This window comes from Streptomyces sp. NPDC096205 (genome assembly GCF_044763135.1).
In the GTDB taxonomy this organism is placed as follows: domain Bacteria; phylum Actinomycetota; class Actinomycetes; order Streptomycetales; family Streptomycetaceae; genus Streptomyces.
Map to the genome: position 1 here is coordinate 110,005 of NZ_JBIWFS010000001.1, position 13,558 is coordinate 123,562.

At 74.5% G+C, this 13,558-nt stretch carries 12 protein-coding genes and 1 pseudogene; 3 read left to right on the forward strand and 10 right to left on the reverse strand.

From position 1 onward, the window contains the following. Nucleotides 1-7: 7 nt before the first annotated feature. From ACIQ6Y_RS00485 to ACIQ6Y_RS00520, 8 genes are all read right to left on the reverse strand, one after another. Complete coding sequence (locus ACIQ6Y_RS00485; RefSeq protein WP_404030743.1) at nt 8-1,282, reverse strand: ABC transporter substrate-binding protein; 1,275 nt, start codon at nt 1,280-1,282, stop codon at nt 8-10. After that, nucleotides 1,279-2,421 (reverse strand): branched-chain amino acid ABC transporter permease, encoded by a 1,143-nt coding sequence (locus tag ACIQ6Y_RS00490; RefSeq protein ID WP_404030746.1) that lies wholly within the window; start codon nt 2,419-2,421, stop codon nt 1,279-1,281. The genes ACIQ6Y_RS00485 and ACIQ6Y_RS00490 overlap by 4 nt, the downstream gene beginning before the upstream one ends. Further along, nucleotides 2,414-3,310 carry a branched-chain amino acid ABC transporter permease gene (locus ACIQ6Y_RS00495; RefSeq protein ID WP_404030749.1) on the reverse strand — a complete coding sequence of 299 codons (897 nt, stop codon included), beginning with the start codon at nt 3,308-3,310 and terminating at the stop codon, nt 2,414-2,416. Before ACIQ6Y_RS00495 ends, ACIQ6Y_RS00490 begins: the two co-directional genes overlap by 8 nt. Beyond that, entirely contained in the window at nt 3,307-4,095 is a 789-nt protein-coding gene (locus ACIQ6Y_RS00500; protein WP_404030751.1) for an ABC transporter ATP-binding protein, read from the reverse strand. The genes ACIQ6Y_RS00495 and ACIQ6Y_RS00500 overlap by 4 nt, the downstream gene beginning before the upstream one ends. Then, on the reverse strand, nt 4,092-4,877 hold the full coding sequence (locus ACIQ6Y_RS00505) for an ABC transporter ATP-binding protein (protein ID WP_404030755.1): 786 nt from the start codon (nt 4,875-4,877) through the stop codon (nt 4,092-4,094). Before ACIQ6Y_RS00505 ends, ACIQ6Y_RS00500 begins: the two co-directional genes overlap by 4 nt. Nucleotides 4,878-5,116: 239 nt before the next feature. Then, nucleotides 5,117-6,343, reverse strand: coding sequence for a PucR family transcriptional regulator (locus ACIQ6Y_RS00510; protein WP_404030758.1), 1,227 nt, complete (start codon nt 6,341-6,343; stop codon nt 5,117-5,119). A 131-nt stretch (nt 6,344-6,474) separates the two neighbouring features. Beyond that, nucleotides 6,475-9,291, reverse strand: a complete 2,817-nt coding sequence (locus ACIQ6Y_RS00515) for a LuxR C-terminal-related transcriptional regulator (protein WP_404030760.1) — start codon at nt 9,289-9,291, stop codon at nt 6,475-6,477. 168 nt (nt 9,292-9,459) lie between these two features. Beyond that, a complete protein-coding gene (locus ACIQ6Y_RS00520) occupies nt 9,460-10,362 on the reverse strand; it encodes a dienelactone hydrolase family protein (RefSeq protein WP_404030762.1) in 903 nt (300 codons plus the stop codon). 261 nt (nt 10,363-10,623) lie between these two features. On the opposite strand from ACIQ6Y_RS00520, the gene ACIQ6Y_RS00525 reads away from it, so the two are divergent. The 3 genes from ACIQ6Y_RS00525 (at nt 10,624) to ACIQ6Y_RS00535 (ending at nt 12,440) form a co-directional block, all read left to right on the forward strand. After that, nucleotides 10,624-11,514, forward strand: a complete 891-nt coding sequence (locus tag ACIQ6Y_RS00525) for a Gfo/Idh/MocA family protein (protein WP_404030764.1) — start codon at nt 10,624-10,626, stop codon at nt 11,512-11,514. A gap of 46 nt (nt 11,515-11,560) precedes the next feature. After that, entirely contained in the window at nt 11,561-12,094 is a 534-nt protein-coding gene (gene cpt / locus ACIQ6Y_RS00530) for a chloramphenicol phosphotransferase CPT (protein ID WP_404030767.1), read from the forward strand. Nucleotides 12,095-12,221: 127 nt separating this feature from the next. Continuing rightward, entirely contained in the window at nt 12,222-12,440 is a 219-nt protein-coding gene (locus tag ACIQ6Y_RS00535) for a hypothetical protein (RefSeq protein WP_404030770.1), read from the forward strand. Between the two features lie 50 nt (nt 12,441-12,490). Here the strand turns inward: ACIQ6Y_RS00535 and ACIQ6Y_RS00540 are convergent, their stop codons facing one another. Both ACIQ6Y_RS00540 and ACIQ6Y_RS00545 read right to left on the reverse strand, forming a co-directional pair. Further along, nucleotides 12,491-13,108 carry a TOPRIM nucleotidyl transferase/hydrolase domain-containing protein gene (locus ACIQ6Y_RS00540; RefSeq protein ID WP_404030773.1) on the reverse strand — a complete coding sequence of 206 codons (618 nt, stop codon included), beginning with the start codon at nt 13,106-13,108 and terminating at the stop codon, nt 12,491-12,493. 86 nt (nt 13,109-13,194) lie between these two features. After that, a pseudogene (locus ACIQ6Y_RS00545) lies at nt 13,195-13,449 on the reverse strand (hypothetical protein); the annotation flags it as partial. Nucleotides 13,450-13,558: the final 109 nt, after the last annotated feature.

Genomic DNA, 13,558 nt, shown 5'->3' on the forward strand with positions numbered 1-13,558 from the left:
TCCAGGATCAGGACGTCCGCGACTTCAGGTACTCCTCCACCCCCGGCGCGCTGTGCGCGTCCTCGACGCCGACGAGCCCGCCGGCCGCCTTCGCGTCGGGCTTGAGCACGTACGTCTTCACGCTCGCGGGCCGGTTCACGTCGGAGAAGTTCAGCCCGGTGCCGAGCCCGGTGTCGGCGTTCTGCTGCGAGCGGTGCGCCTTGACGACGTCCTCGCGGGCGAGGCTGCCCGCCGCGCACGCCTTCTTCAGGTCGGCGCCGAGCAACTGCGCGGCGTTGTAGCCGGAGAGCACGCCCGAGTCGACCGGGGAGCCCGGGTACTTCTTCTGGTACGCCGCCACCATCTTCTGGATGCCGGGCAGTTCGGAGCTGGGGGCCGGGGCCGCGCTGACCACGCTCAGCAGGCCGGTCAGCGCCTTCGCGGCGGGCGTCTTCAGCAACTGCGGGGCGAAACCGGGGGCGTTGCTGACGATCGGCACCAGCAGTCCGCGGGACGCGGCCACCCCGGCGAGGGAGGCGGTCTGCGCGGGCCCGGCGCTGATCAGGATGGCCTTCACACCGGCCTCGCGCAGCGCGGAGACCTGCGCGGACAGGTCGGTGTCCGTGGCCTTGATCTTCTGGGCGACGACCTTCAGACCGGCCCGCTCGGCCGCCCACTCGGAGCCCTCCAGCGCGTTGGCGCCGTAGTCGCCCTCGAAGTAGACGTGCCCGATGGAGTCGCCCTTCTTCAGACCCTTGGTGCGGGTGAGGTAGTCGACAGCGGCGATCATGTCGAGGTCGTAGGTGGTGCCGACCACCTGCACGGACTGCTTGCCCAGCAGGGAGGCGGCCCAGGCCTGCGGGAAGGTCAGCACCTGGTCGCGCTCGATGTCGTCGAGGAGCGCCGCGACGACAGGGGAGCCGATGACCTGGGGCAGGGCGACGACGTCCGGGGAGATGTCGGCGTAGGCGGTGACCGCCTTCTGCACGTCGTAGCCGTGGTCCTCGACGACGATCTCGACCTTGCGGCCGCAGATGCCGCCGGCCGCGTTGGTCTCGTCGGCCCACATCTGCTGGGCCTGCACGATGGACTTGCCGAGGGTGGCGTACGGCCCGGTCAGGTCGGTCAGGGCGCCCAGTCTGACGGTCTTGTCGGTGACGCCGGGCCCGGCCTTGACGCCGTCGGCGCCGTCGGCCGCGCTGTCGCCGCCCGCCTTGGAGCTGCACGCGGTGGAGGCGAGGAGCAGTGCCGTCAGGGCCGAGGCGAGGAGGATACGGGAGGGGCGGGGGTGCGTGACGTTCACGGGGTGTGCTCCTTGGCTCGTACGGCGGTGGTGGCGGTGGTGTCGGTGGTGTCGGCCGCGTGGGTGTCGGTGGAGGTGGGGCGGGGGGTGTCGGCGGCCGGCTTGCGGCGGCGGGCGCGCAGGCGGCGGGCCAGGCCGTGCAGCCCGTCGGGGGCGTACAGGAGGATGACGACGATGGCGGCGCCGTAGAGGTAGCGGGCCGCCTCGGTGGGGCCGATCGAGCCGTCGCCGGAGCCCGGGGTGGCGACCAGCGGCAGATGGTCGGCGTAGCGGGTCATCAGCAGCGGCAGGGCGGTGACGAACACGGCGCCCGCGGTGGCGCCGGCCACGGAACCCAGGCCGCCGATGACGATCATGGCGAGGTAGTCGACGGACAGGGCGAGGCCGAAGTAGTCGGGCACGATCCGGCGGAAGGCGAGGGCGAGCAGCGCCCCGGCCAGGCCCGCGTACATCGAGGAGACCACGAAGGCCGCCGAGCGCGCGCGGGCCACGTGCACGCCCATCACCGCGGCCGCGGTCTCGCTGTCGCGCAGGGCCGCCAGCGCGCGGCCGGGGCGTCCCTTGAGGATGCCGCGGGCGGTGAACCAGGTCAGCGCGAGCAGCGCGAGGCCCAGGTACCACAGGCGCTCCTCGGCGCCGAACGGCACGCCGAGGACGGTCAGTTCGGGGTCGGTGTCGGAGAAGCCGAACCCGCCGATCGTCAGCGGCGGCACCGAGCGGCCGTTGAAGCCGCCGGTGACGGAGTCCGCCGTGAGCAGGACGTGATGGCCGAGGAACACCAGCGCCAGGGTGGCCACGCCCAGGTAGATCCCGCGCACCCGGCCCGCGACGGGGCTGAACAGCCCGCCCGCGACCCCGGCCAGCAGCACGGCGAGGACGAGCGCGAGCAGGGGCGGCAGGCCGGGGCCCGGGTCGCCGGCGAGCCAGGCGTAGCCGTAGGCGCCGACGGCGAGGAAGAAGGCGTGGCCGAGGGAGAGCTGACCCGCGGTGCCGGCGAGCAGGCCGAGGCCCACCGCGCCGATGGCGGCGGCCATGGCGAACAGGCCGACGCGCAGCCAGAAGGCCTCCACGTAGAACGGCAGCACGCACAGCACGAGCGCGGGCAGCAGGAACCGCGCCTTGCGGAGGAGTTCAGACACGTGCCGCTCCCTTCGCGCCGAACAGCCCGGTGGGCCGCACCAGAAGCACCAGCACCATCACGGCGTAGGGGGCGACATCGCCGAACCCCTCGCCGAGGACGGTCAGTTCGGACTGGTAGCCCGCGACCAGCGACTCGGTCAGGCCGATGATCAGGCTGCCCGCGAGGGCACCGGGCGGGGAGGCCATGCCACCGAGGATCGCGGCCGGGAAGGCCTTCAGGGCGATCTGCCCGGTGGTCCGCTCCAGGCCGGGCGCGGGGAACGCGGCGAGGAACACCGCGGCCAGCGCGGCCAGCGCCCCGGCCAGGCACCAGGCGAGGGTGCGCACCCGCGTCAGCCGTACGCCCATCAGGGCCGCGGCCTCCACGTCCTCGGCCGAGGCCCGCAGGGACAGGCCCCAGGACGTGAACCGGAACAGGGCGAACACGCCCGCGATGACGACCGCGGACACGGCGATCGCGGCGAGCCGGCTGTCGGCGACCGTCAACGACCAGATCCGGGTGACGGAGTCGCCCCAGGGGTCGCCGAGGGTGAGCAGGTCACCGCCGATGCGCCGGGTCAGGTCGGTGAGCAGCACGATGTCGATGCCGATGGTGACGATCGTCTGCACATGGGCGGCCTGCGGGTCCTGCCCTCCGGCGCGCAGCAGCAGCCGGTCCAGCGCGCCCGCCACGGCCGCGGTCACCAGCACGGCCAGCGCGAGGGCACCGGCGAAGCCGAGGTCGTCGTGGAGCACGGCGGTGAGGTAGCCGCCGAGCAGCAGCAGCGAGCCGTGGGCGAAGTTGAGCACCCCGGACGCCTTGAAGATGACGACGAAGCCGAGGGCGACGAGTGCGTACACCGAGCCCAGGGCGAGGCCGTTCAGGACGTGGTCGAGAAAGCCGCTCATGCCGCCTCCTCCCCCGGCTCGCCGAGGTAGGCCCGCAGCACTTCGGGGTCGCGCCGGACCTCGTCGGGTGTGCCGTGGGCGATGGCCCGGCCGAAGTCCAGGACGGTGACCTCGTCGGCCAGCCGCATGACAAGGCCCATGTCGTGCTCCACGAGGACGACGGACAGCCCGAGCTGTTCGCGCACATCGCGTACGACCTCGACGGCGCGGGCGCGTTCGGTGGCGTTCATGCCGGCCACGGGTTCGTCGAGCAACAGCACACGCGGCTCCAGGCACAGGGCGCGGGCGAACTCCACGCGCTTACGGTCTCCGTAGGACAGCCCCGTGACCGGGGTGTCGAAGTGGGCGCCGAGACCGACGAGTTCGGCGATCTCGCGGACTCTGGCCCGGTGCTCGCGCTGTTCGCGGCGGGCGCCGGGCAGGCGCAGGGCGCTGGCGGCGAACCCGGCGCGGGTCAGGGCGTGCCGGCCGAGCATCAGGTTGTCGGCGACGGTGCCCTCGGTGGTGACGATGTTCTGGAAGGTGCGGGCCACACCGAGCGCGGCGATGCGGTGGGGGGCCAGCCGGGTCAGCTCGGTGTCCCCGAGGCGGACCGTGCCGGAGGCGGGCCGGTACAGGCCCGACAGCACGTTGAAACAGGTCGACTTGCCCGCGCCGTTGGGCCCGATGAGGGCGTGCACGGTGCCCGGGGCGACGGTGAAGGAGACCCCGTCGAGGGCGGTGAGTCCGGCGAACCGGACGGTGACGTCCTGTACCTGAAGGACCGGGGGTGTGCGCTCGTTCACGCGGCGCCCTCCTCGTCCCGGTCGGTGTCGCCCAGGTAGAGGCGGCGCACCGCGTCCGTGCCGGCCAGTTCGTCGGCGGGGCCGGACAGCCGGACCTCGCCGACGTCCAGGACGTACGCGTGGGAGGCGAGCGACAGGGCCATCCCGGCGTTCTGCTCGACCAGCAGCACTCCGGTGCCCTGGGCGTTGATCTCGCGGACCACCTCGGCGATCCGCTGCACCATGAGCGGGGCGAGCCCGAGCGAGGGCTCGTCCAGCAGGAGCAGCCGGGGCGCCGCCATCAGGGCCCGCCCGATGGCCAGCATCTGCTGCTCGCCGCCGGACAGCAGCCCCGCGGCCTGCCGGGTCCGCTCGGCGAGCCTCGGGAACAGAGCGAACACCCGGTCGCGGGCCTCCCGCACCTGGCCCGGAGCCCTGCGGCCGAGGCCGAGGCCGCCGGTGCGCAGGTTCTCGTCGACCGTGAGGCCGGCGAAGACCCGTCGGCCCTCGGGTACTTGGACGACTCCGGCGCGCACCGCGGCGACGGGGTCCCGCCCGTCCAGCGGGGTGTCGCCGTACCGTATGCGTCCGGCTGTCACCGCGCCGCGGTGCAGCCGCAGCGTGCCGGAGACCGCCCGCAGCAGGGTGGTCTTCCCGGCGCCGTTGGCGCCCAGCAGCGCCACGACGGCGCCGGGCGGCACGTTCAGGGACACGGAACGCAGTGCGGACAGGGCCCGGCCGTAGGCCACGTCGAGATCCTCGACATGCAGCATGGCCTCGTCGTCCGGTGGTGCTTCGGGCATCGCGGCTCCTCGGGGAAAGGGGAGCTCACGACAGCACGGGGGTGGCGGACCGGTACAGAGAGATCAGCGGGAGGGCTGCGGGTGACCAGGGTGTGCGGCCGCTCATTGTGCCGACGCCCAGAGGGGGTACTTCAGGGGCGCGGGGCTGTGCCGATATGCGGCTCCGCCGCGTGGGCGCGAGAAACCACAGACAACCCGCACCCGCCGACGACGAGACGAGGCAGATCAGCAGGCGCACATCACCCAGGCAGCACCCGACGCGCGGTCAGGGCAAGACTCACCTCGACCAGGTCCGCAGGCCGAGCAAGCGACCTCCCACTGAGCTGCTCGAACCGCCGCAACCGATTCAGCACGGTGTTCCGATGGCAGTACAACCGCTCCCCGGCCCGCTGCGCGGAGCCGTCGCACGCCAGCCACACCCCCACCGTGTCCAGCAGCACCTCCCGATCGGCCGGATCGAGCCCGGCCAACGCCCCGAGGACCTGCTCGGCGAGGGCGCCTCCGAGATCCGGGCTGGAGACGACAAGCGCGGCCGGCAGTCGCTCGGCGAGCCGCACGACACCCCCTGCCTCCGGACACAGCCTCAACGCGAGATCGGCCTGCGCCCGGGCGTCCCCCACCGCCGCCAGCCCCGCGACGCCGCCGCTCACCCCGATCCGCACCCCGGACCCCGCCTCGATTCGCTCCGGCAGGTCCCCGCGGACGATGCCGTAGTCCACCTCGACGCCCGTGTGCCAGTGCACCCGCACACCCGGCAGCAGATCACCGCCCCGCCCCCCGGCCACCGCGAGGACGACATACCGCCCCTGTTCCGGCAGATCCAGGACCTGTGCCGTCTCGGGCAGGTCCGCGATCCGGCTGGACCCGTCGAGCAGCGCGGCGACCAGCACCCGCACCCGGTTCTCCCGCTGCCAGGCCAGCTGCCGTTCGACCTGGCGGTAGGCGTCGGCGACGAGGGTGCAGTGCTCGTCGACGAAGTTCCAGATGTCGGAGGCGACGTGGACGAGCAGGCGGACGTCCTCGGGTGCGGTGCGCGAGGTCTCCTCCACCAGCCGCTGCCACACCAGGGAGCCGCCGAGGCGGAAGGCGTGCAGCAGCGCGTCCAGCGGTACGCCCTGTTCCGCGCGGGTCGCGCCGATCTTCCAGGAGCAGCGGCGGGCGGCGTCGCGGGAGCCGCGCGGGTCGAGCAGTGAGGCGACGCTGTGCCGCAGCGAGCGGTGCATCTCCTGCCAGATGCCGGCGGGGTCGCTCGTGACGGCGGCCCGGTAGGCCGGCTCCTGGTCCTGTACGACGGCCATCAGGCGGTCGGTGAGTTCGGCCAGGTCCGCCTGCAGCACGCGGGCCGCGCGGTGCAGGACGGCGATGGCGTCGGCGTCGATCAGCGACCGGACCGGCCTCGTCCGCGGCTGCGGTGCGACGGCTGGTACGGGCCGGTTCGGCGTGCGGTGCCGTACGGCGCGGTGCATCACGGTCCTCCCCCAGGGTGTGCGACCTGATTCATCCTGCCGGAAGGATGACATACCGTCCGGTCGGTCCCTAGGCTCCGGGAGCGATTTCCCCTGGCCGATCTTGCGCGGGGCGGCGGGCTCCCCGGGGGTCATGGGCGCGCCTGGGGCTGCTCGGCCTGCTCGACCAGGCGGGCGAGCTCGACTCGGGAGCGGACGCCGAGGGCCGCGAAGACGTTGCGCAGGTGGTAGTCGACGGTGCGGGTGCTGACCGAGAGGATGCGGGCGACCTCGCGGTTGGTGGCCCCGTCGGCGACATACCGGGCGATCCGGCACTGCTGGGGTGTGAGCCGGTCCAGCCCCTCCGCGTGGACGGCGCCCGGTGCGGTGCCGTGCGCCCGCAGCTCGCCGCGCGCCTGCTCGGCCCATACCCGGGCGCCGCAGCTCTCGAAGCCGACCAGGGCCGCGCCGAGCCGGTCGCGGGCCTCGCGCAGCCTGCGGCGGCGCCGCAGCCACTTGCCGTACAGCAGCTCCGTACGGGCCCGCTCGAAGTCGCCGGTGGTCCGTTCGTGCAGGTCCAGGGCCCGCGTGTACAGCCTGTCGGCGTGTTCCGGCGGGGCGAGCAGGGCGCGGCAGCGCAGCAGCTGGGCGGGGGCCTGCGGGTCGGCGCCGAAGGCGGCCCAGGCCGCGAGGTCCGCGACCGCGCGCCGGGCGTCCGCCGGACGGCCGGCGAGGGCGGCGGCCTCCACGAAACAGGGCACGGCGAGCATCCACACGGCGAAGTGGCCGCGCCGGGGGCCGGGCCGCACGAGCGGGCCGAGCCGGTCGGCGGCCTCCAGGGGGCGCCCGCGCCCGAGGTCCGCGCGGGCCAGTGCCCACTGGGCCAGGGTGGCCGTCTGCGCCAGCCCGTGCCGCCGGGCCGTGGCCAGCGCGGCCGCCGCGTGCCCGGCGACCGCGGCCGGCTCGCCCTCGATCGACGCAGCCAGCGCCAGTACGGCGTGATGACCGGCCGCCGTGTTGCGCTGTCCGGCCCGCTCGGCCTCTCGCAGCCCCTCCTCGGCATGGGCCCGCGCCTGTGCGTGCCGTCCGCTGCGCAGTTCGGCGTAGGCCAGGTACTCCAGCGCCCGCGGGACGACTCCCCGGTTCCCGTCGGCCCTGCCGACCGCCGCCGCCCTTGCCGCCACCCGGGAGGCCGCGGGCATGTCCCCCACGACGAGCGCGGCCGCGGCGGCCCGCAGCGAGCCCTCACCGTCGGCCTCGCCCGCGACCACCCGCCTCAGCACCTGCGCGCCCTCCTCTCGTCGCCCCTCCAGCACGGCCCGCAGTCCTCGGCGGTAGTCGTCCAGGTGGGGCTGGGCCTCGGCGAGCGACTCCAGAGCGCCGGGGAGGTCGCCCGCCGCCCAGGCCGCGTCCGCGGCGCCGGTCGTCGCGGTGGCCGCGAGGGCGAGGGCGTCGGTGGTGAGGAGGGCCGCGGCCGTCAGCAGGGACGCGCGGGCGGTGGCGGTGGGGCCGTCGAGCAACTGGGCGCTGCCGCGGAGCAGCTCGGCCCGGCCGCGTACGGCGTCGGGGACGGGCGCGTTGGTGACGGTGTCCAGCAGGGCCAGCGCGCGGCGCGGCAGCCCGGCGCGCAGCGCCTGCTCGGCGGCGGCGGTACGGCACTGCGCGCGAGCCGCCTCGTCGGCCATCAGCTCGGCGGCGCCGGCGTAGGCCAGCGAGCGCAGCCGGGGCGGGGCCGGTGAGCGGGGGTCGGTCGCGGCGGCCGTCAGCTCCGCCGCGAGCGACGGGGCGGGGCCCGTGCCGGCCCGGGCCCGGTGCAGCAGGGCGCGCAGCCGGTCGCCGTCGCGCTCCAGGACCCGGGCGAGGGCCCCGTGCGCCGCGCGACGCCGGTCCGGACTCGCCCCGGCGTACACGGCCCTGCGCAGAACCGGCCCGGCGAAGCGGAGCTGCCCGTCAACGAGCCGCACCAGGCGGGCCACCGCGGCGGCCAGTTCCTCGACCGGCTCGGCCCGGGCGGCGAGGAGATGTCCGGCGCCGACTCCGCGCTCGCCCAACCGGCCCGCGCGGCGGGGGACGGGGAAGGGCGCATCGCCGCGGGGCGCACGACCTGCGACCGACCCGTCCCTCAGGCACTCCAGCGCGGCCCCGACCACCCTCGCGTCGGCGTCTTCCCCCTCCGTGTCCCGCAGGGCCGTCGCCGTGAGCAGCAGCAGGTCGGCCTCCTGCGGCGAAAGGCCGTGCAGGCACGGGGCCGCGAGCGCCGTGAGGGTGTCGGTGAGGGCGTGGGGCAGGGGCTGCCGGCCGTCCAGTTGGGCGGGTGAGAGGCGGCCCGCCAGGGCGAGCAGCAACGCCGGGTTCCCGTCGGCGTGCTCCAGCAGCTCGTCCCGTACGGCCGGGTCGAGGGCCGGGTCGGTCAGGTCGTCCAGCAGGGCGCCGGCGTCCGGGGCCGGCAGCGGACCGAGGTGCAGCACGGGCAGCCCGGCCGGCTCGGGCGGGGCGTACCCGGCGGCGGAGAGCAGGAGTCCCACCGGGCCGGCCTCCGGCAGTCGCCGTGCGGCACGGCCCAGCAGGGTGCGGGACGGGGCGTCCCAGAGGTGGACGTCGTCCAGGCACAGCAGGAGCGGACGGCCGTCGGCCGCCCGCCGCAGCGCCGAGAGCAGCGGCTCGACCCGCGCCTCGGGCTCCGCCACCCGGCCCGGCACGGCCCCGAGCGCCCCGGCCAACGCGCGCAGTCCGTCGTACGGCCGCAGCCCCTGTTCCGGGGCCGCTCGCAGGAGGAGTGCCTGGCCTGCGGTGAAGGAGCGGGCCGCGTGGTCGAGCAGGGTGGTGCGGCCGATCCCGGGCTCTCCGGTGAGCAGGAGCGCGCCGGGACGCTGCGGAAGGGCGTCCGACAGCGCGGCCACGGCACGCAGATGGGGCCCACGCCCGTGGATGCGCGGGGCCGTCGTCACGCTCGTCGTCCGTCCGGTCACTCCCGCGAGGTTACGTACGGGTAACCGCGGCCGGAAGCCGTACGTCCGTACCGGCCGGCCCCGCTCACGCGCCCCACCTGCCGTTTCGGGCGGGCGCGCGTCCACGCTCTGTGCCGGCGCCCAGCGCGAGTGCCCCGCGCCCGTGCACCGGCACAGCCGCCGAAGCGGTCAGGAGGCGTGCGGACAGTTGCCGCGGTACTCCTCGATCGTCAGGCTCGGCCGGGGCAGCGGGCACAGGAACTGCTCGTAGCGGGTGTCGTTGTCGATGAACCGCTTCAGCCAGGAAATGCTGTACTTCGCGATCGTCGTGTTCGACGTGTTCGGCGAGAAGTGCGTGGCGTTGTTGAGCTCCAGGTACGCCCGGTCCGTACCGGAGGGCAGGCTGCTGTAGAAGGGCTCGGCGTGGCCGGCGACCGGCGCGATCGTGTCGCCGTCGGCGCCGAAGATCAGGGTCGGCGTGCTGACCTCGGGCCAGGTCTTGTCGAGGTTCCACGGGGTCAGCGGGATCGCCGCCTGGAGGGACGGCCGGTCCTTGGCGGCCTCCAGGCTGCCGCCGCCGCCCATGGAGTGGCCCATCACGCCGAGCCGGCTGGTGTCGATGCGGGAGCGCACGGAGCTGCGCTGGGTGAGGTAGTCCAGCGCGGCGAGCAGCTGGCGCCCGCGTGAGTCGGGCTGGTCGAGGGTGGTGAGGGTGTCGATGGTGAACACCACGAAGCCCTGGGAGGCCAGCCGGGGGCCCAGCCAGGAGATGGAGGACTGGGTGCCGGTGTAGCCGGGCGAGATCGCGATCGCGCCGAAGGTGCCGTCGGCGGTGCTGGTCGGGTAGTAGACGGTGCCGCCGCCGAAGTCGGTCACCAGCAGCGAGGACACCGTCGTCTCGGAGACCGCGTAGGGGCCGCGCAGGGCCTCGATGCTCGAGGTGGTCGGGGCGGGGCCGCGCTCGTAGGGGTTGTCGGCGGCGTGGGCGCCGGGTCCGGACAGGGTGCCGAGCCCGATGACGGCCGCGAGGGCGGCGACCGTCCCGGCCAGGCGACGGGTCCTGCGGTGGGTGGGGGTGTGGGGATGCTGCACGACGAGTCGTCCTCTCGGTCGTGGATCTTGGGGAGATGTGCCTGTCGAACCGACCGGGTGGCATGTACGCGTCGGTCGACGACTGCCACTGTCCGTGCCTCCGCGTCCGGCGCCACCGGCGAAATCACCGGTCGTGCGTCGTTGCGCCCCCCGGGCGCCCACGCCGAGGGGCTGGGCCTGCGGCCGGGGCGTGTGGCACGCTCACCTGCGAACCGGTGGCCCGGCCGCCGGTCCCCCTCGGCACCGTGGAGAGGCGGCGGTATGCGCATCGGACTGCTCGGCACCGGCCCCTGGGCGCAGATGGCCCACGCACCCGCCCTGGCGGCACACCCTCAGCTGGACCTCACGGGCGTGTGGGGGCGCCGCCCGGACGCCGCCAAGGAGCTGGCCGGACTGCACGGGGCGCGTGCGTACGACGATGTCGACGCGCTCCTCGCCGACGTGGACGCCGTCGCGGTGGCGCTGCCGCCGGGTGTGCAGGCCGACCTCGCGGTGCGGGCGGCCCGGGCGGGACGTCATCTGCTGCTCGACAAGCCGCTGGCGGCGACGGTCCGCGAGGCGCGGGCCGTGGCCGAGGCCGCACGGGAGGCGCAGGTGGCGTCGGTCGTCTTCTTCACGACCCGCTTCCAGCCGGCGGCCGCCACCTGGATCACCGAACAGGCCGCCGAGGAGGGCTGGTTCACCGCGCGGGCCCAATGGCTCGGCTCGGTCTTCAGCGGCGGCGACAGTCCGTTCGCCCACTCCCCCTGGCGGCGCGAGAAGGGCGCCCTGTGGGACGTGGGCCCGCACGCCCTGTCCGTGCTGCTGCCGGTGCTCGGCGACGCGGTGCGGGTGGCGGCCGCCGCGTACGGCCCCGGGGACACCGCTCACCTCGTCGTCGAGCACGACGGCGGCGCCTTCAGCTCGGTCACCCTCAGCCTCACCGCCCCGCCCGCGGCGGCCGGCGCCGAGGTGGAACTGCGCGGCTCGGCCGGGGTCGCCCGGCTGCCCAGCGGCGGCGACGGTCCGGTGCCCGCGCTGTCCCGGGCCGCCGACGCGCTGCTGGCCGCCGCCCGCACGGGCCGCCCGCATCCGTGCGACGCCGCGTTCGGACTGCGGGTCACGGAGATCCTCGCCGAGGCGGAAGGGCTGCTGAACACCGACGAGGGCTGAGCGAAATACGGTGGGAGCGGACGCCGTGCGCCTCTATGGTGGCGCGGTGGCGACTCAGGTGATCTTCCTCAACGGCGGTTCCAGCTCCGGCAAGACCGGCATCGTGCGCTGTCTGCAGGCCGTGCTGCCGGATCCGTGGCTGGCGCTCAGTGTCGACACCTTCGTCGACGCGCTGCCCGCCGCCCTGCAGAACTCCGACACCGGCCTCGACATCGGCCCGGACGGCACGGTCAGCGTCGGCGCCGACTTCATGGCGCTGGAGGCGGCCTGGCTGGAGGGCGTGGCCGCCATGGTCCGCGCCGGGGCCCGGGTGATCCTCGACGACGTGTTCCTCGGCGGCGCCGACTCCCAGCGCCGCTGGCAGAAGGCACTGAGCGACCTGGACGTGCTGTGGGTCGGCGTGCGCTGCGCCCCCGAGGTCGCCGCGGGCCGTGAACTGGCGCGCGGCGACCGCGCCGTCGGCATGGCCGCGCAGCAGGCCGAACTGGTCCACCGCGGCGTGACGTACGACCTCGAGATCGACACCGCGCACACGGAGTCGGTGGAGAGCGCGCGGACGATCGCGGCGCGAGTGCGCTGAGTGTTCTTCCGGAGAGGTCTCCGTACGGTTCTCCGGATGCATTTCGGGCCGAGGCGTTGAATGGTGTTAGTGGACCCGAAGACTCTGCGGGGCCGCAGCACACTCCCTGACCGGAGGAGCACCGATCATGTCTACTTCACAGCCCGAAGGTTCTCAGCCCGAGGCGTCCTGGCGTCCGGACCGCGCCACTCCGGACAACCTCCTCCACACCCGCACCGGCGTCGATGTGTCGGCGGAAGACATCGTCCTCGCCTCGGGCAAGGACCTCACTCCGCGAAACCTGGAGTGGGCGAAGCGGAAGCTGGCGCAAGAGGGTCCCGCAGCCCTCGACAAGCTGCTCCCCTGAGGCAGCACGCAGGCAGTACGTGAGCCTGTGACCGCACGCGACGGCGTCGGTCACAGGCTCGCGAGCAGGTCGTCCAGCGGGGCCGGCACCTGCCCGGGTCCGAGTGCCTCGACCAGCAGACGGCCGTAGCGGATCTTGCGGCCCTTCTTGGTGCCGAGGAAGCGCTGGAGCTGGAGATGCCGGGGCCTGCCGTGCTGCGCGGGCTGGTGCAGGAAGGTCTGCCAGGCCCGCAGATCGCCCTCCTCGCGCACGATCTCCTCGACCTTCTCCGTGCCCAGCGCGCGGATCAGCTCGTCCTCCAGGTCGCGCACGCACACGAAGAAGCCTTCGTGCGGTGCGCCGACGCGCGTCAGGGCCCGGTCGTAGAAGGGCTGCTCGCGCTCGTCGCACAGGCCGGCCAGGCGCAACCCGAGCCCGGGAGGTCCCAGCAGCTCGGTGTAGCGGCCGACGTTCATCGCGCCGCCCATCGACAGGGCGCACACCCCCTCGTCGGCGAGGTCCCGGCCGCGCCCCGCCGCCAGCGCCTCGACGGCCGCGAGATCGCTGAGCCCCTCCAGCAGCACCGCGCTCCGCACGCCCAACTGCCCGGCCAATTCCGCCGCCGCCTCGCCGGAACCGCCGCCCGCCCATACGGTGACCGCGTCCCGGAACGCCTCTATGTCCGCCATGCAGCGAGTCTGCATCGCCGGCCGGCCGCACCGCACGCGATATTCGACGCCTCAGGTCGGAGAACTCCCGCCGGTCAGACGTCCTGCTCCGGCCTCTCCTGTGCCAGTCGCTCGTCGAGGCTCTCCCCTTCGCGCTGCTCGGCGGCCGTGGTGCCGTGCTTGGTGACGCCGAGCGGCCGTTCGGGCGGGGAGTAGCCGCGGTCGAGCGTCTCGTCGTAGGTGGGTTCGTCCAGGGTGTCCTCCGGGTCGAGCGGGGCCGCGTCCTGCTGTTCCTCGTTGTCGCCTGTCGGCTGGTAGGCGTCGTCGGCCATCGGTTCGGGCTCACCCTGTTCGCTCGCCATGGCTGCTACCTCCCTCACAGCTGGGCCGGGGACGCCGGGCCTGTTCCCGGCGTCCCCTTCCGCGTTTCCCGTGACAGGGTCCGAAACCTCGACAGGGCTCGTACGCCCC

Coding starts and splice junctions, on each gene's coding strand:
- ACIQ6Y_RS00495 (WP_404030749.1), bottom strand. CDS start 3,310: ATGAGCGGCTTTCTCGACCACGTCCTGAACGGCCTCGCCCTGGGCTCG.
- ACIQ6Y_RS00505 (WP_404030755.1), bottom strand. CDS start 4,877: ATGCCCGAAGCACCACCGGACGACGAGGCCATGCTGCATGTCGAGGAT.
- ACIQ6Y_RS00510 (WP_404030758.1), bottom strand. CDS start 6,343: ATGCACCGCGCCGTACGGCACCGCACGCCGAACCGGCCCGTACCAGCC.
- ACIQ6Y_RS00525 (WP_404030764.1), top strand. CDS start 10,624: ATGCGCATCGGACTGCTCGGCACCGGCCCCTGGGCGCAGATGGCCCAC.
- ACIQ6Y_RS00535 (WP_404030770.1), top strand. CDS start 12,222: ATGTCTACTTCACAGCCCGAAGGTTCTCAGCCCGAGGCGTCCTGGCGT.
- ACIQ6Y_RS00540 (WP_404030773.1), bottom strand. CDS start 13,108: ATGGCGGACATAGAGGCGTTCCGGGACGCGGTCACCGTATGGGCGGGC.